The following is a 22365-nucleotide window of genomic DNA, read 5'->3' on the forward strand; positions in this document are numbered from 1 at the left end:
GTACAACCCTGGACGGCATCCGTCCCGGCCGGGTCGCCGGCTACGGGGCACCAGGTCGCGGGCGCCTCGCGCCGGAGATCACCGGGCGCCTTCGCCCAGCCACGTGGCCAGCAGCGCCCCGGTCTCCTCCTGCCGGTCGGTGTAGAGCATGTGCCCGGCGTCGATCTCGGTGATGACGAGGCCCGGCCCGAGCGCCGAGCGGCAGTCGACGACGAACTCCGGCCGCACCAGGTCGGCCCGCGTCGCGATGACCAGGTGCGTGGGCATGTCGGGGGGCGGGGTCAGGTGCGGGCGGGCCATCTCCGAGTACGCGGTCACGACGGCGGCCGGCTCGTACCGCCAGCGCAGCCGGCCGTCCGGGTCGTGTTCGAGGTGGTCGGCGACCTCGTCGTCCACGGCCTCGCCGGGAGCCTCGGGCCACCGCGCCGCGCGGGCGGCGCGGGCCTCGGCGACGTCGGCGAACGACACCGGCGTCATGTGGCCGCGTGCCTCCCTGGCCGCCTCCGCGGGGTCCAGCCCGATCCCCGGGTCCAGCAGGACCAGGCGCCGTACCCGCCGCGGCGCCGTCCGCGCCAGATGCAGCGCGATCATCCCGCCGTAGGAGTGCCCGACGAGGTCGGCCCGCTCGATGCCCTCCGCGTCCAGGACGGCGAGGACGTCCGCGACGTGCCGCTCGACCGTCCACGGCGGCTCGTGCGGTGATCGTCCGTGCCCGCGCAGATCGGGGGCCAGGACCAGCCGGTCCGGCAGGTACCGCTCGGCGGTCCGCCGCCAGCGCGCCCCGTGCCCGGTGACTCCGTGCAGCACGACGACCGGGGAACCCGCCGGATCCCCGTACCGATGAACATGCAACGCAGCGTCGGTCATGGAGTGAAGCGTATGCGCGGAGGGCCCGTCCTGGACGGCCTTCACCGGCCAATCCGGATCAGGGGCGTTCCCAGCGGACGGAGCTGAGGGCCAGCAGGGCGACGTGGAGGGAGACGCAGGAATCCACGTCGTCGAGGTCGGCGTCCAGGACGCGTTCGATGCGGCGCAGGCGCTCGTAGAAGGCGGGACGGGACAGGTGCGCCTGCTGGGCGGCGACGGCCTTGTTCCGCCCGGATTCGAGGTACAGCTCCAGGATGCGGGTGAGGTCGCCGCCGCGCTCGGCGTCGTACTCCAGGAGGGGCCCGAGTTCGCGTTCCACGAACGTCTGGACGCGGACGTCGTCGCGGAGGAGATGCAGCAGGCCGCGCAGGCGCAGTTCGGGGAGCCGGTAGAAGAGGCGGGCGCCGGAGCCGCGCGCGGCGACGTCGGCGACCTGCTCGGCCTCCAGGAAGGACCGGCGGACGTCGCGGATCGTCTCGACGATGGAGCCGGCCGCCATCACGGTCTCGCCGGACCGCCTGCGGATGCGGGTGGCGACGTCGGTGAGCGCCGTCTCCGCGTCGGTGCGGGCGGGCAGGGAGGCCAGGACGCCGACGCGGGCGTGCGGGCCGCCCTCGTCCAGGACGCCGACGAGGGCCGCGAGCCGGGCGTCCTTGCAGGCGGCGGCGGCCGTCTCGGCGAGGGCGGACAGTTCCCCGGCCGGAGGGGCGGGCGTGCCGGGGCCGCGGTGCCGGAGCACCACGCCGAGCAGCCGCCGGCCGGACAGCGGGACCCCGAGCGCGCGGGCGCGGGCGGCGGCCTCCTGCGGGTCGGAGTAGGCGTGCGCGAGGATGCGGGCGATGATCGTCCCGTGCGCCTGGCGTTCGACGCTCTCGGCGTGCCGGTCGAGGAGGCGGCCGAGGGCGAGGGTGGTGGCGGCCCGCTCGATCAGGACGGTCTCGCGGGGCGACGGCGGTGCGCCGAGGTCGATGATGAGGCGGCCCCAGTCCTCGCCGCGCGCCCCGACCATGGTCACCAGCCAGCCGGACGCCGCGTCGTAGCCGGTGCGGCGGCCGGGCCGGACGGCGCGGGAGCGGGTCTCCCACGCCGACAGCAGCTCGGACGGGTCGGCGCCGCCCGCGTCGGCGGCGAGGACCTGGTGGGCGAGGTTCTCCAGCACCACCGGGTGCCCGCCGAGCGCGGCGACCTGCCGGACGACCTCGTCGGTGGAGGCGCCCTCGACCGACAGCTGGGTGAAGATCTCGTGGAGCTGCTCGGAGGCGCGCAGCTCCGCGAACTGGTCCTGGACGATCCGGGCGTGCACGGACTCGGTGATGTCCACGAACGCGGGCTCGTGGGCGAGGACGATCACCGGGAGGCGGTGGTCCTCGGCGGCGGCGATCAGCGCGGGCGGCAGCACGGTGGCGTAGCGGCGGCCCAGCTCGATCATGAGGCCGCTCACCCCGACGTCGGCGAGTTCGCCGATGTAGGCGCGCAGCCGCTCGGGCTCGTCCGGCAGCGCGATCCCGGTGGTGAGGACGAGTTCGCCGCCGTGCAGCAGATGCGCGATGTCGGTGACCTCGGCGACGTGCACCCAGCGGACCCGGTTGCCGATGCGGTCGCCGCCCGCGACGACGCGCGGCTGTCCGCGGCGGACCGCCTCGAGCTGGAGCACGTCCTCGACAGTGGGCAGCATCGACGACGAGGATATCCCTACAGGGTGTCAAGGACGAGGCATCCGCCATTACAGGATGTCAGCCCGTCGGCAGAGCGTTAAGCGCGGGCGCAGGGTCCTGACACTCTGCGGGTGGCCCCGGCGGCCTGCGGGAACGAGACTTGAGGCATGTCGGACCATGCGAATCTGCTCCGGCGCCACAAGGCGGTCCTGCCGTCGTGGATGGCGCTCAACTACACCGAACCCATCGAGATCGTCGGCGGCAAGGGCAGCCGCGTGACCGACGCCGAGGGGAACGGCTACCTCGACTTCTTCACCGGCATCCTCACGAACATGCTCGGTTACGACGTCCCCGAAGTGCGGGAGGCGGTGGAGCGGCAGCTCGCCACCGGCGTCGTGCACACCTCCACCGCGTACCTGCTGCGCGGCCAGGTCGAGCTGGCCGAGAAGATCGCCCGCCTGTCGGGCATCCCGGACGCGAAGGTGTTCTTCGCCAACTCCGGGACGGAGGCCAACGAGACGGCGCTGCTGCTGGCCGCGTACGCGCGGCGCAGCGACCAGGTCCTGGCGATGCGGCAGAGCTACCACGGCCGGTCGTTCGGGACGACGGGCGTCACCGGCAACCGGGCTTGGACGAACGTGTCCTACTCGCCGCTGAACGTGCATTTCCTGCACGGCGCCGACCGGCACCTCCCGCAGTTCGCCGGAATGCCGGACGAGGCGTACATCGACGCGTGCGTGCAGGATCTGCGGCACGTCCTCGCGACCGCGACCGGCGGGGACGTCGCCGCGCTCATCGCCGAGCCGGTCCAGGGCGTCGGCGGGTTCACGATGCCGCCGGACGGCCTGTTCGCCGCGTACAAGACCGTCCTGGACGAGTCCGGGATCCTGTTCGTCTCCGACGAGGTCCAGACGGGCTGGGGGCGGACGGGCCAGAGCTTCTGGGGCATCCAGAACCACGGCGTGACCCCGGACATGATGACGTTCGCCAAGGGCCTCGGGAACGGGTTCACCATCGGCGGCGTCGTCGCGCGGGGCGAGCTGATGGACTCCCTGCACGCCCTCGGCGTCTCCACGTTCGGCGGCAACCCGGTCTCGACGGCCGCCGCGAACGCGACCCTCGACTACGTCCTGGACCACGATCTGCAGGCCAACGCGGCGAAACAGGGCGCCACGATCGTGGGCGGGCTGCGGTCGGCGGCCGGCCGGTTCCCCTTCGTCAAGGAGGTGCGCGGCAAGGGCCTGATGTTCGCGATCGAGCTGGCCGACCCGGTGACCGGAGAGGCGAGCCCGCCGATCGCCGCGGCGGTGATGGAGGCGGCCCGCGAGCGCGGGCTGCTGATCGGCAAGGGCGGCCTGTACGGCAACGTGCTGCGCATGGCGCCGCCGATGAACCTGACCGACGCCGAGGCCGCCGAGGGCCTCGCGATCCTGATCGCATCCCTGGACGCGGTGACCGGGGAGGCCGTCTCATGACCGAGAGCAAGCACGTCACGCACTGGATCGGCGGGAAGCCGCACGCGGGGCGGGCCGAGCGGCGCGGCGACGTCTACGAGCCCGCGTCGGGACGCCTCGCCGGGACCGTGGACTTCGCCGCGCGACCCGAGGTCGACGCGGCGGTCGCCGCCGCCAAGGCCGCGTTCCCCGGCTGGCGGGACGCCTCGCTCTCGCAGCGGACGGCGGTGCTGTTCAGGTTCCGCGAGCTGGTGAGCGGGCACCGGGACGAGCTGGCCCGGCTGATCTCGTCCGAGCACGGCAAGGTGGTCTCGGACGCGGCGGGCGAGGTGGCCCGCGGCCTGGAGGTCGTGGAGTTCGCCTGCGGCATCCCGCACCTGCTCAAGGGCGGGTTCTCGGAGAACGTCTCGACCCGCGTGGACGCCTACTCGATACTGCAGCCGCTCGGCGTGGCCGCCGGGATCACCCCGTTCAACTTCCCGGCGATGGTGCCGATGTGGATGTTCCCCGTGGCGATCGCGTGCGGGAACACGTTCGTCCTCAAGCCGTCGGAGAAGGACCCGTCGGCGTCGGTCCGGATCGCGGAGCTGTGGGCCGAGGCGGGGCTGCCGGACGGGGTGTTCAACGTGCTCCACGGGGACGAGGCCGCGGTGGACGGGCTGCTGCACCATCCGGACGTCAAGGCGGTCAGCTTCGTCGGCTCCACCCCGATCGCCCGCCGCATCTACGCGACGGCGGCGGCGAACGGCAAGCGGGTGCAGGCGCTCGGCGGAGCGAAGAACCACATGCTCGTGCTGCCGGACGCCGATCTCGATCTCGCCGCGGACGCCGCCGTGTCGGCCGGGTTCGGCTCGGCGGGGGAGCGGTGCATGGCGATCTCCGTGGTCGTCGCCGTCGACCCGGCCGGGGACGAGCTGATGGCCGGGATCCGCGAACGGGTGGCGAAGCTGAGGGTCGGGCCGGGCGACGACCCCGAGTCGGACATGGGGCCGCTCGTCACGCGGGCGCACCGCGACAAGGTCGCGTCCTACCTGGACGGCGGGGTCGCGCAGGGCGCCACCCTCGCCGTCGACGGCCGCGCCCCGGACGTCCTCGGCGGCGCGGGGGACGGGTTCTGGCTCGGTCCCACCGTCCTCGACCACGTCACCCCGGAGATGGACGCCTACAAGGACGAGATCTTCGGGCCGGTGCTGTCGGTCGTGCGGGCCGGCTCCTACGAGGAGGCCATGGAGCTGATCTCGGGCAACCCGTACGGCAACGGCACCGCGATCTTCACCAACGACGGCGGGGCCGCGCGCCGCTTCCAGAACGAGGTGGAGGTCGGGATGGTCGGCGTCAACGTGCCGATCCCGGTTCCGATGGCTTACTACTCCTTCGGCGGCTGGAAGGACTCACTGTTCGGTGACAGCCACGCTCACGGGATGGAGGGCGTCCACTTCTACACGCGGACGAAGGCCGTCACCGCCCGATGGCCGGACCCGAGTCACGGCGGGGTGAACCTGGGCTTCCCGACCAGCGGCTGAACCGGTCCCTTCCTGCGGATCGGCCCGGCGTGCGGCCGGTCCCCCTGACCGGCCGCACGCTCGTCGGCACGTTCGTCCGGCGAAAACGGCGAATCGCTCAAAAAGTGGCAAAAGTCATCAAAGTGAGCGCGCCGGGATCGCATGGCGTGAGAACCGTTCGCCCAGCGTGAGAACGCGCAGGCAGGAACCGTACGGGATTTTCCCACGACCGTCGCTTTTCGTCGTCAATTTTCGTCCGGCGGCGGAGGACGAATAATGCCAACACCCATTGACGGGCTCTGTGGCGGGCGACACAATCTGACTGTCTGCATTAAATGAGGCGAAATTAAAAGTCAGAGTCCGCAGTCAGAAACATGAGGTCCGGAGCCGCCCGGGTCCGGTGGGGCCGATGTGCAGGAGCGCCGCGCTATGACCGCAGCCGACCACGCAGCAGAGGTGGACGCGCTCGCAAGGCGATTTCCGGGCTGGACCATTTGGTTCGGCCCGTTCACCGGCCACTGGTGGGCACTGCCGCCGAAGGACCGCGACGTCGGCGACTTCCTGGAAGCCGACACCCCGCAACGGCTCATCGCACGGATCGAGGTGGTCAAGCACGCCGCAACGAGCCGCCCCCTGATCGACCACGATCTTCCGCAGAATCCCCGCGACACCCGGCCTGACGTGCGACGTCCCTCGAATCTCCTCCGTCTCGAGGGCGTCACACCGTCGCCGTTCGGCCGGGTACCGGCGATCGCGTGGCCAGGCAGCACTGCAAGGTGATCCGCTGTTCCCCAACCTCGCCACGCCCGCCGGTGCCGCCGCGGCCCCGGGACGGACGGCAGCCCGCGCCATATCCCTCTCCAGCAACCTCCGTGTATGGCGCGGACGTCGGCACCCACCGTCCTCCGGGGTCGTGGCGGTTTCTCGATTAACAACCCGTCCGAAAACGCCGATAGGGCAATCGGCCACGGAAACTCGGACGGGAATCGCCGGTCAATGGACACACCGGCCTTACCTTTGAGAAACACAACGGGAAACACCGGAGTCGTGATCTTCGGTAATCGCCCGCGCTTCGCCGCGAGTCGGAGGAGAAGTCGAAGAAAACCGGCGATCGGCTCGTCCGCGCTCGCCGGGACGCGCCGGAATGGCGGCCGGGCGCGGAGCGGACCGCCGTCCGGGACGGGTACGGGTCCGCCTCCCCGCGGCGGAGACGCTACGCTCGCCGACGGGCCCGTTCACGAGGGGGAGGGCCCCGGGCACGGATCGGGAGCGACATGCGGCTGAAGGCCACGGCGCGGGTCAGGGTGTGGTCGGCCCTGGCGGCGGCCACCGCGCTCGCCGCCGCGGGCCTCGCCGCCTGCAGCGGCGGAGACGACGAGCCGGTCGGTGTCGCCAAGGTGGCGAGCACGCTCGGGCCGGGCGAGGGGATGCTCAACCTCGTCACCCTCCCCGGATCGATCGAGAGCGGCACCAGCGACCCGCGGGTCGACTGGGTCACCCCGTTCCAGGAGCGCACCGGCTGCAAGATCGGGCTGAAGGTCGTCAAGACGGCCGAGGAGATGGCCGACCTGATGCGCGACGAGGACCGCCGCTACGACGGCGTCGCGGCGCCGCCCGAGGTCGCCGGGCGGCTGATCACCGAGAACCAGGTCGCCCCCGTCAACACCGACCTCGTCGACGGCTACAAGAAGCTGGAGCCGAAGCTGCGCGGCCTGCTCAAGCGGGACGGCAAGCAGTACGGCATCCCGTACGTGTGGGGCTCGAACCTGATCATGTACGACACCGGGGCCGTCCCGCCGCCGGCGAGCTGGGCCGCGCTGTTCGATCCCGGGCGGGCCCGCCGGTACTCCGGGAAGCTGGTCATGCGTGACAGCCCGCTGGCCATCGCCGAGGCCGCGCTCTACCTCAAGGGCGACAAGCCCGAGCTGGAGATCGACGACCCGTACTCGCTGACCCCCGAGCAGCTCGAAGCCGCCGGGCGCGTGCTGGCCGAGCAGCGCCCGCACGTCGGGGACTACTGGGAGCGGCCCGCCGACGCCGTCAGCGCGTTCGCGGGCGGGCGGGCCGTGCTGGGGCAGGCGTGGCCCTACCACGTGGACGTCCTGAACCGCGCCTCCCGGCCCGTCCGCGGCGTCGTCCCGTCCGAGGGCGTGACCGGCTGGACGGACGCGTGGATGATCGGCGCACGCGCGGAGCACCCCAACTGCATGTACCAGTGGCTGCAGTGGACCGCCTCGCCGGACGTCCAGCAGCAGGTGGCGGAGTGGACCGGGGTGGCGCCCGCCAACCCGCAGGCGTGCTCCGGCGACCGCCTCAAGCCCGGCTTCTGCGCCGCCTTCCATGTCGGCGACCGCGACTACCTCGACCGGATCACCTTCGCGCACGCGCCGGCGAAGGAATGTGAAGGCGAGTCCGACAAGAACGACTGCACGGACTACGCCCAGTGGAAGAAGACGTGGATCGAGGCCACGAAGCTGTAGCGCGCTGAGGCCGGGCCGGCGTGCACCGGCCCCCCTGATCGCCCTTGATCGGATCGCCTCGATCGCCCTTGCGGGACCGCTGGAAGGGCGCTATGCCGCGACTCAACGGTCCCCGGGCGTCAGGAGGAGTCTCTCCGGCGCGCCCGGCCGCCCCCAGCCGGGCGCGCCTGTCGGGTGGTCCCGGACTTCCCCCCGAATGCCCGGGTCACCCTTCTCCTTGGAGAGACCTCCATGACGACGGCGTCCAGCGCCGCCGTCCGCTCGGGCGGCCGCTCCCCGGCCGGCCGTCCGGCATCCGTGACAGGCTCCCGGGATCCCCGCCGTGCGCGGGGTACCGGCGAGGCGGGTGCGCAGTCATCGCACGCGAACACCCCGGTCGAATCCGGCAGGCGGCCGACGCGTACGCGCGGCCGGGGCCACTTCTTGCGGCAGACGACGCAGGCGTCCCCCAGGCGCTGGGCTGTGCTCAGCCCGCCCGGGTCCACGGTCGGCTCGCCTGTCTGGCCCATGTCCCTCCCCCCGACGGGAGTCGACGTCACGTGCCTCCTTTATAGGCGGGAAAGTGTGTGGTCACCGCTACCGAAAGTGAAAAGGGCGGCAAAGCCTTACGTGTCGCCCGTCCGCCCGAGGTCGTCTGGGCTATGCCGCCGCGCCCCCCTCGTCCTCCGCCTTCCCGCACCGGGTTCCGCCGAGTCGCGGCCGGAACGGGACCGGAGCGCGGGCATGCCCGACAATGGAGCGGTGATGTCTCCTTCAAGCCCCGGCGCGCGCGCCCGCGAGCTCGTCGTGCTCGGCTCCACCGGTTCGATCGGCACCCAGGCGCTGGACGTGGTCCGCCGCAACCCCGGCAGGTTCCGGGTGACCGGCCTGGCGGCCGGCGGCGGACGCGTCGATCTGCTGGCCGAGCAGGCGCTGGAGTTCCGGCCCGAGGTCGTCGCCGTCGCCAGGGCGTCCGTCGCGCAGGACCTGCAGCTGGCCTTCTACGCCGAGGCCAAGCGGCACGGCTACGCCTCCGGCGACTTCTCCATCCCCAAGATCGTCGCGGGCCCGGACGCCGTCGCCGAGGTCGCGGCATGGCCGTGCGACGTCGTACTGAACGGGGTGACCGGCGCGCTCGGCCTCGCCTCCACGCTGGCCGCGCTGGACGCCGGACGGACGCTCGCGCTGGCCAACAAGGAGTCGCTCATCATCGGCGGTCCCCTCGTCAAGGAGCGGGCCAGGCCGGGGCAGATCGTCCCGGTCGACTCCGAGCATTCGGCGCTCGCCCAGTGCCTGCGCGGCGGACGCGCCGAGGAGGTCCGGCGGCTGGTGCTGACCGCGAGCGGCGGCCCGTTCCGCGGCCGCGGCCGCGGCGAGCTGACCGGCGTCACGCCCGAGCAGGCGCTGAACCACCCGACTTGGGACATGGGCCCCGTCGTCACGATCAACTCCGCGACCCTGGTCAACAAGGGGCTGGAGGTCATCGAGGCGCACCTGCTGTTCGACGTGCCGATGGACCGGATCGAGGTCATGGTGCACCCGCAGTCGGTGATCCACTCGATGGTCGAGTTCACCGACGGCTCCACGCTGGCGCAGGCGAGCCCGCCCGACATGCGGCTGCCGATCGCGCTCGGCATCGACTGGCCGGACCGCGTCCCGGACGCCGCTCCCGGCGTCGACTGGACCAGGGCGCACACCTGGGAACTGTTCCCGCTCGACGACGAGGCGTTCCCCGCGGTCGCGCTGGCGCGGCGCGCCGGTGAGCTGGGCGGGACGTTCCCGGCCGTTTACAACGCCGCGAACGAGGAATGTGTGGACGCGTTCCGCGCCGGACGTCTGCCGTTCCTCGGGATAGTCGACACGATCGCGCGGGTAGTGGACGAGCACGGCGAGCAGGGTCCGGGCACGGCCGGGGAAACGACGCTGGACGGCGTCCTCGCGGCGGACGGCTGGGCACGGACCAGGACCAGGGAACTGACCGCGACCGACTGACCCCCGGGGTCCGCCCCCGGACGAACCCCAAGGGGACCGGGATGGCCTTCTTCCTCGGCGCGGGGGCGTTCGTCGTCGCGCTGCTGGCGTCGGTGATGCTTCACGAGGCCGGGCATCTGCTCACCGCCAAGCGGTTCGGGATGAAGGCGACGCAGTACTTCGTGGGTTTCGGTCCGACCCTGTGGTCGACGCGCCGGGGCGAGACCGAGTACGGCGTCAAGGCGATCCCGCTGGGCGGCTTCGTCAAGATCGTGGGATACACGCCGCTGGAGGAGATCGACGAGGCGGACCGTCCCCGCGCGTTCTACCGGCAGCCCGCGCCGCGCCGCGCGGTCGTCATCGGGGCGGGCATCGCCGCCAACTTCCTGTTCGCGTTCCTGCTGCTCATGGTGATGGCCATGACGATCGGCGTGCGCGAACCCGGCACCGTGACCAGCACGGTCGACGAGGTCACGCCCTGCGTGCCCGCGGGGGGACGGGCCGGCTGCGGCGAGGGCCGGCCGCCGTCGCCCGCCGAGCAGGCGGGGCTGCGCGCCGGGGACCGCGTCATCGCGTTCGGCGGCACGCCCGTCGCCGACTGGGAGGAACTCACCCGGGCGATCGACCGGGCCGAACCCGGGCAGACGGTGCGGCTCGTGGTGCGGCGGCCCGGCGTGCAGGAGCCGCTGACGCTGCCGGTCACGCTCGCGAACGTGGACGGGGAACCGTTCGTCGGCATGTCCGCGAAGGTCGTCGGCGCCGGGTACGAGCGGACGGGACCGCTGAACGCGGCGGTGTTCGCCGCCGGCGGCATCGGACGGACCCTCGCCGCGGTCGGCGAGGTCGCGGTGGACGTGCCGTCGGCGATCCCGAGGCTGTTCTCGCCCGAGCGCGAGAGCACGCCCGGCGGGCAGGTCGGCAGCGTGGTGGGCGCGACCGACGTGTCCGGCCAGATCTTCGCCTCCGACACCACCGCCCGGGATAAGATCGCCTTGTTCCTGTCGCTGGTCGTGTCGCTGAACATCTTCCTCGGGGCGCTCAACGTCCTGCCTCTGCTGCCGCTGGACGGGGGGCACCTCGCGGTGGTCGGCTACGAGCGGGCCCGCGCGGGTCTCAACCGGATCCGCGGCCGTCCGGATCCGGGCACCGTCGACATGACGAAGCTCCTGCCCTTGACGTACCTCGTCGTGCTGTTGCTGGTGGGGTTCGGCGTGCTGCTGATCCTGGCCGACCTGTTCAATCCGCTCCAGCTACCGGAGTGACCGGAAATGTTGGCGGACGGTGTCCGGAGGGTCACATCGCCGAGTGCCGGGGCGCCGTCATCTCAGCGGCCTGGGGCGCTTAGGCTTTGTACCGGGGCCGGCAAGCAAGGGGAGAGGGATGAGCGTTTCACTGGGAATTCCGAGCGTCCGCGGCGAGGGTGACGGTCAGGAGGCGCGGGGTCCCATCGCGGCACGCCGCACGTCCCGGCAGATCATGGTCGGGAGCGTGCCGGTGGGCGGCGACGCCCCCGTGTCCGTGCAGTCCATGACCACGACTCTCACCGCCGATGTGAACTCCACGCTGCAGCAGATCGCGGAGCTGGCCACGTCGGGCTGCCAGATTGTGCGGGTGGCGGTGCCGTCGCAGGACGACGCCGACGCGCTGCCGGCGATCGCGAGCAAGTCGCCGATCCCGGTCATCGCCGACATCCACTTCCAGCCGAAGTACGTGTTCGCGGCGATCGACGCGGGCTGCGCGGCCGTCCGGGTCAACCCCGGCAACATCAAGAAGTTCGACGACCGGATCGGCGAGATCGCCAAGGCGGCCTCGGCCGCGGGCGTGCCGATCCGCATCGGGGTGAACGCCGGCTCGCTGGACAAGCGGCTGCTGGAGAAGTACGGCAAGGCCACCCCCGAGGCGCTGGTGGAGTCGGCGCTGTGGGAGTGCTCGCTGTTCGAGGAGCACGACTTCCGCGACATCAAGATCTCGGTCAAGCACAACGACCCGGTCGTGATGATCGAGGCGTACCGGCAGCTGGCCGCCGCCTGCGACTACCCGCTGCATCTCGGCGTCACCGAGGCCGGCCCGGCGTTCCAGGGGACGATCAAGTCGGCGGTGGCGTTCGGCGCCCTGCTCGCCGAGGGGATCGGCGACACGATCAGGGTGTCGCTCTCGGCGCCTCCGGTCGAGGAGGTCAAGGTCGGCACGGCGATCCTGGAGTCGCTGGGGCTGCGCGAGCGCGGCCTGGAGATCGTCTCCTGCCCGTCGTGCGGGCGGGCGCAGGTGGACGTGTACACGCTCGCCGAGCAGGTCACCGCCGGGCTGAAGGACTTCCCCGTCCCGCTGCGGGTCGCCGTGATGGGCTGCGTGGTGAACGGCCCCGGCGAGGCCCGCGAGGCCGACCTCGGCGTCGCGTCCGGCAACGGCAAGGGCCAGATCTTCGTCAAGGGACAGGTCGTCAAGACCGTCCCCGAGGCGCAGATCGTGGAGACCCTGATCGAGGAGGCCATGCGCATCGCCGACGAGATGGGCATCGAGATCGGCGAGGACGGCTCGGTGACCGGCCCCGGCGCGGACGTCGTCGTGGGCTGATGCGGTAACGAACGCGGCCGGGGCGCGGCCCGGCCGGGTGGGGCCGCGGCGGCGGAACGTTCCGGCTGATCACGAAGTTCCGTTGATCTTGTCACGATTGCGCATCCACTCGTGATGGGCCCTGTCCGGGCTCGGCCGAGCAACGCCACAATCTTCACTCATTTACCCGTATGTCTGACTCAAGCGAGTCGGCACGTTAGGGGGATTTGTGAAGAAAATCGTTGTCGTGGCCTCGGTGGCCGTGCTCGGTCTCACCGGAGTGGGCGCCACAAGCGCACAGGCCGCGAGCCCTTCGGCCGGACCGGCCGGAGCCTTCAACCCCGCCCCGCTGAACTGGCACACCTGCCCCGCGGACTTCGTCAAGACGGTGCACGACTACTACGACGCCCTGTACCCGGTCTCCGAGATCGTGCAGTGCGCCGAGATGTCGGTGCCGCTCGACCACGCCGAGCCGCACGGAAAGAAGATCACCCTCCAGCTCACCAAGACGCCGCACACGGGCGACGGTGAGGCCAAGGGCGACATCGTCGTCAACCCGGGCGGTCCGGGCGGCGGCGGCGCGCTCTTCGGGCCGCGCGTGTTCGCGCAGAACTCCCCGGAGATGCGCAAGGCGTACAACGTCATCGGGTTCGACCCGCGCGGCGTCGGGATGAGCGTCCCGGCGATGAGCTGCGACCGGAACTACACCAACGCCCCGCGTCCCGACTACGGCCACGGCGAACGGCGGGCCGTCGCCACCTGGCTGAAGCTCGCGAAGGGCTACGCGGAGGACTGCGAGAAGGCCGACGAGATCGGGCTGCTGGACCACGTCAAGACCATCGACTCCGTGCACGACATGGAGTCGATCCGGAAGGCGCTGGGCAACGACAAGCTCGACTACTACGGCGCCTCGTACGGCACCTACCTCGGCTCGGCCTACGCCACCGTCTACCCGGACCGCGTCGACAAGATGGCGCTGGACGGCAACGTCGGCCCGTCCGGCGTCTGGTACGACCTCAACCTCTCGCAGGACATCGCGTTCGACGAGAACGTCGAGTACTACTTCGGCTGGATCGCCGAGTACGACTCCGTGTACGACCTGGGCGACAGGCAGCGCCGGGTGCGCGACTTCGTCTACGACCTGCGCCGCGAGCTGGCGAAGAAGCCGCTCTACTACACCGACCCCGACAGCGGGCAGACGCTCGCCGTCGGACCGGACGAGCTGACCGACACGCTCCTGAACGCCGGCTACCGTCGCAGCCAGGCCGTCTGGCACACCTACGCCGCCGGGCTCGCCGCCTACAAGGCCGGTGACACCGCCACGTTCGCGGGGACGTTCGGCGCGCCGACCACCGGCGGCTCCGACGACAACGGCTACGCGATGTACCTCGCCACCGAGTGCTCCGACGTCCAGTGGCCGCAGAGTTGGCGCAAGTGGTACCGCGACAACTCCCGGATCGACCGCAGGCACCCGTTCATGACCTGGAGCAACGCCTGGTTCAACGCGCCGTGCCTGTTCTGGCCCGCCAAGGCCGGCAAGCCGGTGAACATCGGCCACACCCGGAACCTGCCGGACAACATCCTGCTGTTCCAGTCGACCCACGACGCGGCCACCCCGTACAAGGGTGCGCTGGACATGCAGCGCCGGCTCCGGGGCTCGCGCATGATCGTCCAGGACGGTGACCGCACGCACTGCATCGTCCACCGCGGGTCCGCGGAGGTGGACGCTTACTTCGACGCCTACTTCCTGCGCGGAGAGCGTCCGGAGAAGCGGACCGTGCACGTCCCGCAGCTCGGTGACCCGGTCCCGCCGTCGCAGTCGTCCGCGAGGACGCTGACCGGCACGGTCTCGCCGAAGGCCGCACGGCTGAAGGCCGACGTCATCCGCTGACGGGCGCCGCCGCCTTGCACGAGGGCCCTGGGGAGCGATCCCCGGGGCCTTCCGCATGTCCCGGGCGCTGGAGGCGGAGCGAACGTCGCGCAACATCACGAAGTTCCGTTGATCTTGTCACGATTCCGCAACCAGTCACCGTGGGATCTGCCGTCATAAGCGGCCAAAACGCAACAATCTCCACGCAATTCCTCATCCGCTATGTATCGGCGTCGCTCCCCCTCCGGTCCCACCCGGGGCGTCCGGAGCCGCCGATCTGAGGGGGTTCAGTGAGAAGGATCGTTCTCGTCGCGGCCGCGGCGGTCGTGACGGCCGGCGGCACCGGCGCCGTCGTACCCGCGAACGCGGACGCCGGCCCGTCCGGCGCCGCCGCTATCGCGGCCCAGGGCATCGACTGGGGTGAATGCGAGGTCAGCGGCCCGGGCGACCCGATGAACAACGCCCAGTGCGCGCAGGTGGAGGTGCCCCTCGACTACAGCGACCCCGGCGGCCGCAAGATCTCCATCGCGGTGTCGCGCTTCAGGCACACCGACGAGGAGAACTACCAGGGCGTCCTGTTCGTGAACCCGGGCGGGCCAGGCGGCTCCGGCCTGGCGTACGCCCCCGCCCTCGCCCGCTGGATCGGCGGCACCGGCCACGCGGACGTCGCCGCCAAGTACGACATCATCGGCTTCGACCCCCGCGGGGTCGGCTCCAGCAAGCCCGCGATCACCTGCGACCCGCACATCAACGACCCGGTCCGCCCCGCCTACGTGCCGGACTCCCGGAAGGAGGAGCTGGCCTGGATCGCCAAGTCGAAGAAGTACGCGCAGGACTGCCAGGAGAAGTTCGGCTGGATGCTGCCGCACATGCGCACCACCGACGCCGCGCGTGACGTCGACGTGATCCGCGCCGCCCTCGGCCAGGAGAAGATCAGCTGGTACGGCTTCTCCTACGGCACCTACTTCGGCGCCACCTACGCCACGCTCTTCCCCAAGCGTGTGAAGCGGATGGTGATGGACGGCATCGTCAACCCGAGGAACGTCTGGTACAAGGGGCAGCTCGAACAGGACAAGGCGTTCGAGCGCAACATCCGGGCCTGGTTCGCCTGGGTCGCCGAGTACGACTCGGTCTACCACCTCGGCACGTCCGAGAAGGCCGTCCGCGCCAAGTACTACGAGGTCCTCGACGCGTCGGAGAAGTCGCCGATCGGCGGCAGGATCGGCCCGGCCGAGCTGACCGACACCATCCTGAGCGCCGGGTACAACACCGGTTACTACATCCCGTTCGCGCAGGCACTGTCGGCCTGGGTCAACGACGAGGACCCGTCCGGCCTCCTCGGCTGGCTCAACCCCGGCGGCGAGGACAACGGCTTCGCGGTCTACCTCGCCGTCCAGGCGGCGGACGCGCGGTGGCCCCGCAACTGGGCCAAGTGGCACCACGACGCGGCGAAGCTCCACCGGCAGGGCTACACGTTCGAGACGTGGGGCAACGTCTGGTTCAACGCGCCGATCGCCTTCTGGCCCTTCAACGGAGGGCCCGCGCTCAGGCTGAAGGGCAGCGAGAGCCTGCCCGGCATGCTGCTCGTCCAGTCCACGAAGGACGCGGCGACGCCCGTCGAGGGCGGCCTGGAGATGCACAAGATCTTCCGGTCCTCGCGCCTGGTGTTCGAGGTCGGCGGAAAGACACACTCCAACACGCTCAACGGCAACGCGTGCCTGGACGACAAGGTCGCGGCGTACCTCGACACCGGTGCGCTGCCGGAGAGCCGCCGCGGCCCGGACGCCTACTGCAAGGCGGTCCCGGCGCTGAACGACCCGGACCCGACGGCCGTGCGGCTGAAGGCGGCCGGTTCCGGCGCGGGCAAGGACCTCCCGGTCGGACGCCCGTAGCACGCTGAACCGTGGCGTGCCCGTCCAGCTCCGCACCTCGGGGCGGGCGGGCACGCCACGCGTCGCTTCGCGGCGCCGTTAGGGCAGGACGGGTCCGCATTCGGGCGGGAATCGCGCGATCCGGGGTGCGCGGGTTCACGGCCTCCCTCCGGTAGAAATCCTCCGTGCTGAACGACACTGGAAAGAGGGCCGCCGCAGGGACGGCCGCCGCCGCGGTCACCCTCGCGACGGCCGGAGCCGCCGTGCTGGCGGCGCCCGCCGCCGCGGCGGGACGTCCCGGATCCGAGCCCGCCCCGAGGCCCGCCGGTCTCGCCTGGAAGCCCTGCCCTGACCAGGACCCGGTGGCGGGCACCCGCCTCCGGGGCCTTCAGTGCGCGTCCATCCGGGTCCCGCTCGACCACTCCCGCCCGGACGGCAGGCAGGTCACGCTCGCACTGTCCCGTGCCCGGCACACCGCGCCCGAGTCGCAGGGCGTGGTGCTGCTGAACCGGGGCGGGCCCGGCGCGCACGGACGCGACCTCCCCGGCGTCTTCAAGGACGCGCTGCCCGAGAAGGTCGCCGCGTCCTACGACTGGATCGGTTTCGACCCGCGTGGCGTCGGCGCAAGCGAACCCGCGCTGATCTGCGACCCGAGCTACCAGAACCCAGGCCGCGCACGCCCGGACACCATTCCCTCGAACGCCGGGCAAGAGCGTGCCTGGAAGGCCAAGGCCAAGGCGTACGCCGACGACTGCGCCGAGAAGTACCGTGCGATCCTTCCGCACATGGGCACGGCCGACTGGGCCCGCGACATGGACGAGATCCGCAAGGCCCTCGGCCAGAAGAAGCTCAGCTACTTCGGCTACTCGTACGGCAGCTACCTCGGCGCGGTGTACGCGACGATGTTCCCCGGGCGGGTGCGGCGGATGGTGCTCGACAGCGTCGTCCGCCCGAGCGGCGTCTGGTACGAGAACAACCTCGACCAGAACGTCGCGTTCGAGAAGCGCATCCGCGTGTACTTCGCGTGGATCGCCCGCCACCACGAGAGCTACGGGCTCGGGACGACCGAGCGGGAGGTCGCCGGCTCCTACGCCAAGGCGCGGGCCGCGCTCAAGGCCGAGCCCATCGACGGGAAGATCGGCCCGGCCGAACTGGACGACGTCTTCCTCGCCGACGGCTACGCGAGCCAGAGCTGGGCCGCGCACGCGAAGGCGCTGTCCGCCTACGTCGCCCGGCACGACCCCGGCCCGCTGCGCAAGGCGTGGCGGCCGCCCGGGCGGCCCGAGCAGAACAACTACGCCGTCTACACCGCCGTGCAGTGCCGGGACGCGGCCTGGCCGCGCGACTGGGGCCGCTGGCACGCCGACAGCGAGCGCCTCTACCGGCAGGGCTACCGCTTCGAGACCTGGGGCAACACCTGGTACAACGCCCCTTGCGCGTTCTGGGCGGTGCCCGGCGGGCCGCGTCCCGAGGTGAAGGGCACGTCCGCGCTCCCGCCGATCCTCCTCGTCCAGGCCACCGAGGACGCCGCCACCCCCTACGCGGGCGCGCTGGAGACGCACCGCAGGTTCCCCACGTCCCGGCTGCTCGTGCAGGCCGGCGGCGGTGATCACGGCGTCTCGCTGTCCGGGGACAAGTGCGTCGACGCCGCCGTGGCCGCCTACCTCGGCGGCGGCGAACTGCCGGCGCGCCGGCCGGGCCCGGACGCGAGCTGCAAGGCCGGATCCGCGCCCGAGCCCGCCGCGGCCGGGGGGCCCGCCGGCCCGGAGCGCGCGACCCGGCACCGCTGAAACCGCCCCGGACCCGGCGAATCACCGAGCCCGCGGAGGTGGGGGGACCCTGGACGACATAGGCTTGTCCATGTGGTGCAGTCAATGGTGAGGGCCGAACGGGGGCCGTTCCCGTCCCGGGACCGGTAACCGTGCGCATGCTCGGCTCGATGCCGGTGCGCGTGCTGGACGACCGGCACCGGGCGGAGGCCCTCGCGATCCTGGACGCCGATCCGGTGTCCAACGTGTTCGTCAGTTCCCGCGTGCACGCCGCGGGGCTCGACCCGCGCCGTCTCGGTGCCCAGATGTGGGGCTATCTGCGCGACGGCCGGCTCACCTCGCTGTGCTACTCCGGCGCCAACCTCATCCCGGTCGCGGCGGATGCGGAGGCCGTCCGCGCGTTCGCCGAACGGGCCAGGGCCCAGGGGCGGCGCTGCTCGTCCATCGTCGGGCCCGTCGGCGCCGTCGGCGAACTGTGGGAGATCCTCGCGCCGTACTGGGGGCCGCCCCGGGCCGTCCGCCCGGAACAGCCGGTGATGGCCACCTCCGCCGTCCCGGACGTGCCCGCCGACCCCGGTGTGCGGCGGGTCCGGATGGAGGAATTCGACATCGTGTACCCCGCCTGTGTGGCGATGTTCACCGAGGAGGTCGGGGTCTCACCCAACAGCGGCGACGGGGGAGTGCTCTACCGTGCCCGCGTCGCCGAGTTGATCCGCGACGGCCGCGCGTTCGCCCGCATCGAGGACGGCCGCGTCATGTTCAAGGCCGAGATCGGCGCCGTGACCCCGCGTGCCTGCCAGGTGCAGGGCGTGTGGGTGCCGCCCGATCTGCGGGGTGAGGGCCGGTCGGTGGCCGGGATGTCCGCGGTGGTGCGGGAGGCGGTGCACGGCATCGCGCCGACGGTGTCGCTGTACGTCAACGACTACAACACGCGGGCGCGCGCCGCGTACCGGCGTGTCGGTTTCACCGAGCGCGGATCCTTCATGTCGATCCTGTTCTGAGGCCGTCCATCGGTTACGCGCGGCTTGTCCATGCGCGACTGGTACTTCCCGATACATGAATTGATCTTCCCGGACGGGTACCATCCGGCCGTGGAGTTCGCCGGGGCACTACGGCAGGCCATCCAGGCCAGCGGGCTGACCCTGGAACGGATCCGGCACCGCCTCGGCCGGCGCGGCCTGACCGTCAGCGTGGCGACCCTCAGCTACTGGCAGCGCGGACGCAGCCGCCCGCGCTCGCGGAGCGTGGTCGTCGCGCTGGAGGAGGTCCTCCGGGTGCCGCCGGGGACCCTCACCGAACTGCTGGACGACTCCGCGCCCACGGCGCCCGCCGTCCGCGGCGGCCTGGGGGCCGGCCCGTCCGGCGCCGACGGACGCGGCCGCCCGGTGCGGGAGCTGTGGCCCGACCCGGACCGCTATGCGGGCCTCGTCGGGCAGCTCGACCGGTCCGGGGACCACCGGCTCGAACGGCTCAGCATCCACGACGTCTACCGGCTGGACGAGGCGCGCCGCTCCTGGACTCTGTCGGTCCGCACCGTCCTGCGTGCGGCGGGCGACGACATCGATCGGGTCGTGTGCGTCCACCAGACAGGCGGCGTCCAGGCCGGCGGCGTCCGGCAGCCCGGCAACGGCGGCACCGTTCCGCCGGACGCCGTCTCCGGAATCGTCGCCGACGTCCCGGACGGCGACGGCAAGGCCGATCTCGCGCGGGTGCGGTACTGCCGACCCGGGCGGATCCGCGCCGAGGGCGGGCTGATGGCCTTCGAGCTCGTCTTCGACCGCGTCCTGTCGGCGGGCGACACCGCGGTCGTCGAGTACGAGCTCGGACCCGTCGGGAAACCCCTGTACGACAGCTACGACCGGCGCTTCTCCCACCCCGTCCACGACTATGTCGCGATCATCCAGTTCGCGGGCGACCGGCTCCCCGCGCGCTGCTACGGCTACACCGCCGAGAGCTCCCTGGCGCCGCGGCAGCGCCTCGGTGAGCTGTGGATCGGCACGTCCGGGAGCGCGAACATCGCGGTCGGGGCCGTGCGGCGCGGCATCGTCGGCATCGAGTGGGAGTGGCACTGACGGGGGCGGCCGGGGCGGCACCGCCGCCGGGTCCTGTGGTTGTGGGAATTTGCCGGTTGGAATCGGGCCCCCGGGGCCTTACAGTGAGCGCTGAAGTCGCAAGCGCAGTAGTCAAGGCCGTCATGCGGGGGCCGGCCGGAGCAGATCCGGAGGCCAGCGGTGCAGAGTGTCGCAGAAGACGATCTCCTACAGGTGCTGCAGTACGGTCCCTTCAACGTCGCCCTGCACGCGGCCATCCAGGCCCGCGGCCTCAGCCTCGATTCGCTGCGGCGCCGCCTGGAGGAGCAGGGCATCGCCGTCAGCCTGTCCACGCTGAGCTACTGGCAGCGCGGCCGGACACGGCCCGAACGCGCCGATTCGATGCGCGCCGTCCGCGGCCTCGAGGTCATCCTCGAACTGCCGCGCCATTCGCTGCTGACGCTGCTGAAGCCGACCACCGAACGCTCCGCGGGGCCGTGGCTGCCGGTGGAGGAGCTGTGCCCCGAGCCGGGCGTCCGCGACCTGCTCGACGAGATCGGCGACCGCGGTGAGCGGCAGCTCACCGGCCTCAGCCTGCACGACCAGCACACCATCGGGCGGCGCCGGGAACTGCGGGAGGTCCGGTCCCGGGCGGTGTTCCAGGCGCAGCAGCGCGGCGTCGACCGCTGGATCGCCGTCTACCACCATCCGCAGGGCGTCCTGCCGTCGTCGCGCACCGCGCGCGGCTGCCGGTTCGGGCGCGTCCGGATGGACGAGGCGAGCGGCCTCATCGCCGCCGAGCTGCTGTTCGACCGCGCGCTCGGCCGCGGCGAGACGTACCTGCTGGAGTACGGCTTCGGGTTCGACGAGACGGGCCCGCCGGTGACCGAGGAGGGACGCGGGTTCCGGACCCCGCAGCACGAGTTCCTCATCGAGGTCCGGTTCCACCCGGCCACCCTGCCCGCCCGCTGCTACCGGACCTGGCGGCCCGACGGCCACACCGCCCTCAAGGACTCCGCCGACCTGCGGATGTCCAGCTACCACAGCGTCCACTTCATCGAGTTCGGCATGGCCGCCGGCTACCACGGCATCCGCTGGGAGTGGGATTAGCGGACCAGGAGCTCCAGGAGCCGGTCGAGTTCGGCGGCGGGGTCGCCGGTGAGGCCGGCGTGCACCGGGCCGGACTGGACGATCGTGCTGCGCGGCGCGGTCAGCCACCGGAACCGCGTGCCCGGGGTCTCCCGCGCCGCCTGCCCGGCGCGCTCGCCGCCGCAGCAGACGGCGTCCACGCCCTTGAGCGCCGCCCGCACGCCCTCCAGGTCGAGTGACGGGTCCAGGGCCAGGAGGCGCCGCTCGTCCAGATGCGTGCGGCATCCGAGGTAGTCGAGCGCCCGGCAGTACACCACCACGCCCACGTTCATGACCTCGCCCCTCTCGACGCGGGGGACGACGCGCAGCGCCGCGTACTCGAACACCGCGGGCTCCGCCGCCGTCCTGATGTTCGTCATGGGGCGCCGCCGAGCCAGTCGGGACGGTTCGCGCCGCGCTTGGACGCCGTGTCGGGCCGGCGGCCGCCGACGGAGGTGTCGGGCAGCCATTCCCGCGGCTTGCCGGCGCGCGGCAGCAGGATGTCGACGTAGGCGTCCCGCAGGGCCTGCGGGCCGTCGAACCCGGGCTCGCCCTCCAGCCAGCGGTCGGGCACGAGGCCGGCCACCTCGCGCAGCAGGTCCTCGGTGATCTTCGGGGCGAGTTCCGCCTCGGCGTCGTCCAGCATCGTGGCGTACGGCGTCAGCACATGGTCGTCCACGTCGTACGGCCCGGAGAACAGCCTCGCCGCGTTCGTCCACGCGTGGTGGAAGATGAGGCTCGCGCCGTGGTCGATGAGCCACAGGTCGCCGTGCCAGACCAGCATGTTCGGGTTGCGCCAGCTCCGGTCGACGTTGCCGATGAACGCGTCGAACCACAGCACGCGGGACGCGAACCCCGGGTCGGGGCTCCAGCCCAGCGGGTCGAACCCGAGCGACCCGGGCAGGAAGTCGACGCCGAGGTTCGAGCCGGGGCTGGCCTTCAGCAGGTCCTGCACGTCGGGGTCGGGCTCGTGCCGTCCGATGGCAGGGTCGAGGTCGATGAGCACCTGCTCGGGGACCCGGAAGCCGAGGCGGCGCCCGAGCTCACCCGCGATCACCTCGGCGATCAGCGCTTTGCGTCCCTGCCCGGCGCCATGGAACTTCATGACATAGGTTCCGAGATCGTCGGCCTCGACGATGCCCGGCAGCGACCCGCCCTCACGCAGCGGCGTCACGTATCGGATGGCTGTCACATGTGGCAACACGTCGCAACGCTACCGGGTGCGGGTACACCCGG

17 protein-coding genes are annotated in these 22365 nt (G+C 71.9%); 13 read left to right on the top strand and 4 right to left on the bottom strand.

Features of this window, described 5'->3' with window-relative positions; genetic code table 11:
* Nucleotides 1-78 precede the first annotated feature (78 nt).
* Together ACGFIS_RS09995 and ACGFIS_RS10000 are read right to left on the bottom strand one after the other, a co-directional pair.
* Nucleotides 79-867 carry an alpha/beta fold hydrolase gene (locus tag ACGFIS_RS09995; RefSeq protein ID WP_392901838.1) on the bottom strand — a complete coding sequence of 263 codons (789 nt, stop codon included), beginning with the start codon at nt 865-867 and terminating at the stop codon, nt 79-81.
* A 58-nt stretch (nt 868-925) separates the two neighbouring features.
* Nucleotides 926-2542, bottom strand: a complete 1617-nt coding sequence (locus ACGFIS_RS10000) for a PucR family transcriptional regulator (RefSeq protein WP_392901840.1) — start codon at nt 2540-2542, stop codon at nt 926-928.
* 147 nt (nt 2543-2689) lie between these two features.
* Between ACGFIS_RS10000 and ACGFIS_RS10005 the strand changes: the two genes are divergently transcribed.
* The 13 genes from ACGFIS_RS10005 (at nt 2690) to ACGFIS_RS10065 (ending at nt 21111) form a co-directional block, all read left to right on the top strand.
* On the top strand, nt 2690-3997 hold the full coding sequence (locus tag ACGFIS_RS10005) for an aspartate aminotransferase family protein (RefSeq protein WP_392901842.1): 1308 nt from the start codon (nt 2690-2692) through the stop codon (nt 3995-3997).
* Nucleotides 3994-5499, top strand: coding sequence for a CoA-acylating methylmalonate-semialdehyde dehydrogenase (locus tag ACGFIS_RS10010; RefSeq protein ID WP_392901843.1), 1506 nt, complete (start codon nt 3994-3996; stop codon nt 5497-5499). Before ACGFIS_RS10005 ends, ACGFIS_RS10010 begins: the two co-directional genes overlap by 4 nt.
* A 408-nt stretch (nt 5500-5907) precedes the next feature.
* A complete protein-coding gene (locus tag ACGFIS_RS10015; protein ID WP_392901845.1) occupies nt 5908-6258 on the top strand; it encodes a hypothetical protein in 351 nt (116 codons plus the stop codon).
* A gap of 494 nt (nt 6259-6752) precedes the next feature.
* Nucleotides 6753-7958 carry an ABC transporter substrate-binding protein gene (locus ACGFIS_RS10020; RefSeq protein ID WP_392901847.1) on the top strand — a complete coding sequence of 402 codons (1206 nt, stop codon included), beginning with the start codon at nt 6753-6755 and terminating at the stop codon, nt 7956-7958.
* 744 nt (nt 7959-8702) lie between these two features.
* Entirely contained in the window at nt 8703-9929 is a 1227-nt protein-coding gene (gene dxr, locus ACGFIS_RS10025) for a 1-deoxy-D-xylulose-5-phosphate reductoisomerase (protein ID WP_392901849.1), read from the top strand.
* Between the two features lie 41 nt (nt 9930-9970).
* Entirely contained in the window at nt 9971-11170 is a 1200-nt protein-coding gene (locus tag ACGFIS_RS10030) for a M50 family metallopeptidase (RefSeq protein WP_392901851.1), read from the top strand.
* 118 nt (nt 11171-11288) lie between these two features.
* A complete protein-coding gene (ispG, locus tag ACGFIS_RS10035) occupies nt 11289-12482 on the top strand; it encodes a flavodoxin-dependent (E)-4-hydroxy-3-methylbut-2-enyl-diphosphate synthase (protein ID WP_392901853.1) in 1194 nt (397 codons plus the stop codon).
* A gap of 208 nt (nt 12483-12690) precedes the next feature.
* Nucleotides 12691-14352 carry an alpha/beta hydrolase gene (locus tag ACGFIS_RS10040; RefSeq protein ID WP_392901855.1) on the top strand — a complete coding sequence of 554 codons (1662 nt, stop codon included), beginning with the start codon at nt 12691-12693 and terminating at the stop codon, nt 14350-14352.
* A gap of 269 nt (nt 14353-14621) precedes the next feature.
* A complete protein-coding gene (locus ACGFIS_RS10045) occupies nt 14622-16223 on the top strand; it encodes an alpha/beta hydrolase (RefSeq protein WP_392901857.1) in 1602 nt (533 codons plus the stop codon).
* Between the two features lie 164 nt (nt 16224-16387).
* The gene (locus tag ACGFIS_RS10050; RefSeq protein WP_392901859.1) at nt 16388-17992 is read left to right on the top strand and encodes an alpha/beta hydrolase; all 1605 of its coding nucleotides are present in this window, start codon (nt 16388-16390) and stop codon (nt 17990-17992) included.
* Nucleotides 17993-18129: 137 nt separating this feature from the next.
* Nucleotides 18130-18972, top strand: a complete 843-nt coding sequence (locus tag ACGFIS_RS10055; RefSeq protein WP_392902847.1) for a GNAT family N-acetyltransferase — start codon at nt 18130-18132, stop codon at nt 18970-18972.
* A 90-nt stretch (nt 18973-19062) separates the two neighbouring features.
* A complete protein-coding gene (locus tag ACGFIS_RS10060) occupies nt 19063-20043 on the top strand; it encodes a hypothetical protein (RefSeq protein WP_392901861.1) in 981 nt (326 codons plus the stop codon).
* Nucleotides 20044-20202: 159 nt separating this feature from the next.
* A complete protein-coding gene (locus ACGFIS_RS10065) occupies nt 20203-21111 on the top strand; it encodes a hypothetical protein (protein ID WP_392901863.1) in 909 nt (302 codons plus the stop codon).
* Here ACGFIS_RS10065 and ACGFIS_RS10070 read toward each other — a convergent pair.
* Complete coding sequence (locus tag ACGFIS_RS10070; protein ID WP_392901865.1) at nt 21108-21509, bottom strand: DUF3037 domain-containing protein; 402 nt, start codon at nt 21507-21509, stop codon at nt 21108-21110. The genes ACGFIS_RS10065 and ACGFIS_RS10070 overlap by 4 nt on opposite strands.
* A complete protein-coding gene (locus ACGFIS_RS10075; RefSeq protein WP_392901867.1) occupies nt 21506-22333 on the bottom strand; it encodes a HipA family kinase in 828 nt (275 codons plus the stop codon). The genes ACGFIS_RS10070 and ACGFIS_RS10075 overlap by 4 nt, the downstream gene beginning before the upstream one ends.
* Nucleotides 22334-22365: the final 32 nt, after the last annotated feature.

This window comes from Spirillospora sp. NPDC048824, assembly GCF_043198455.1.
GTDB lineage: Bacteria > Actinomycetota > Actinomycetes > Streptosporangiales > Streptosporangiaceae > Spirillospora.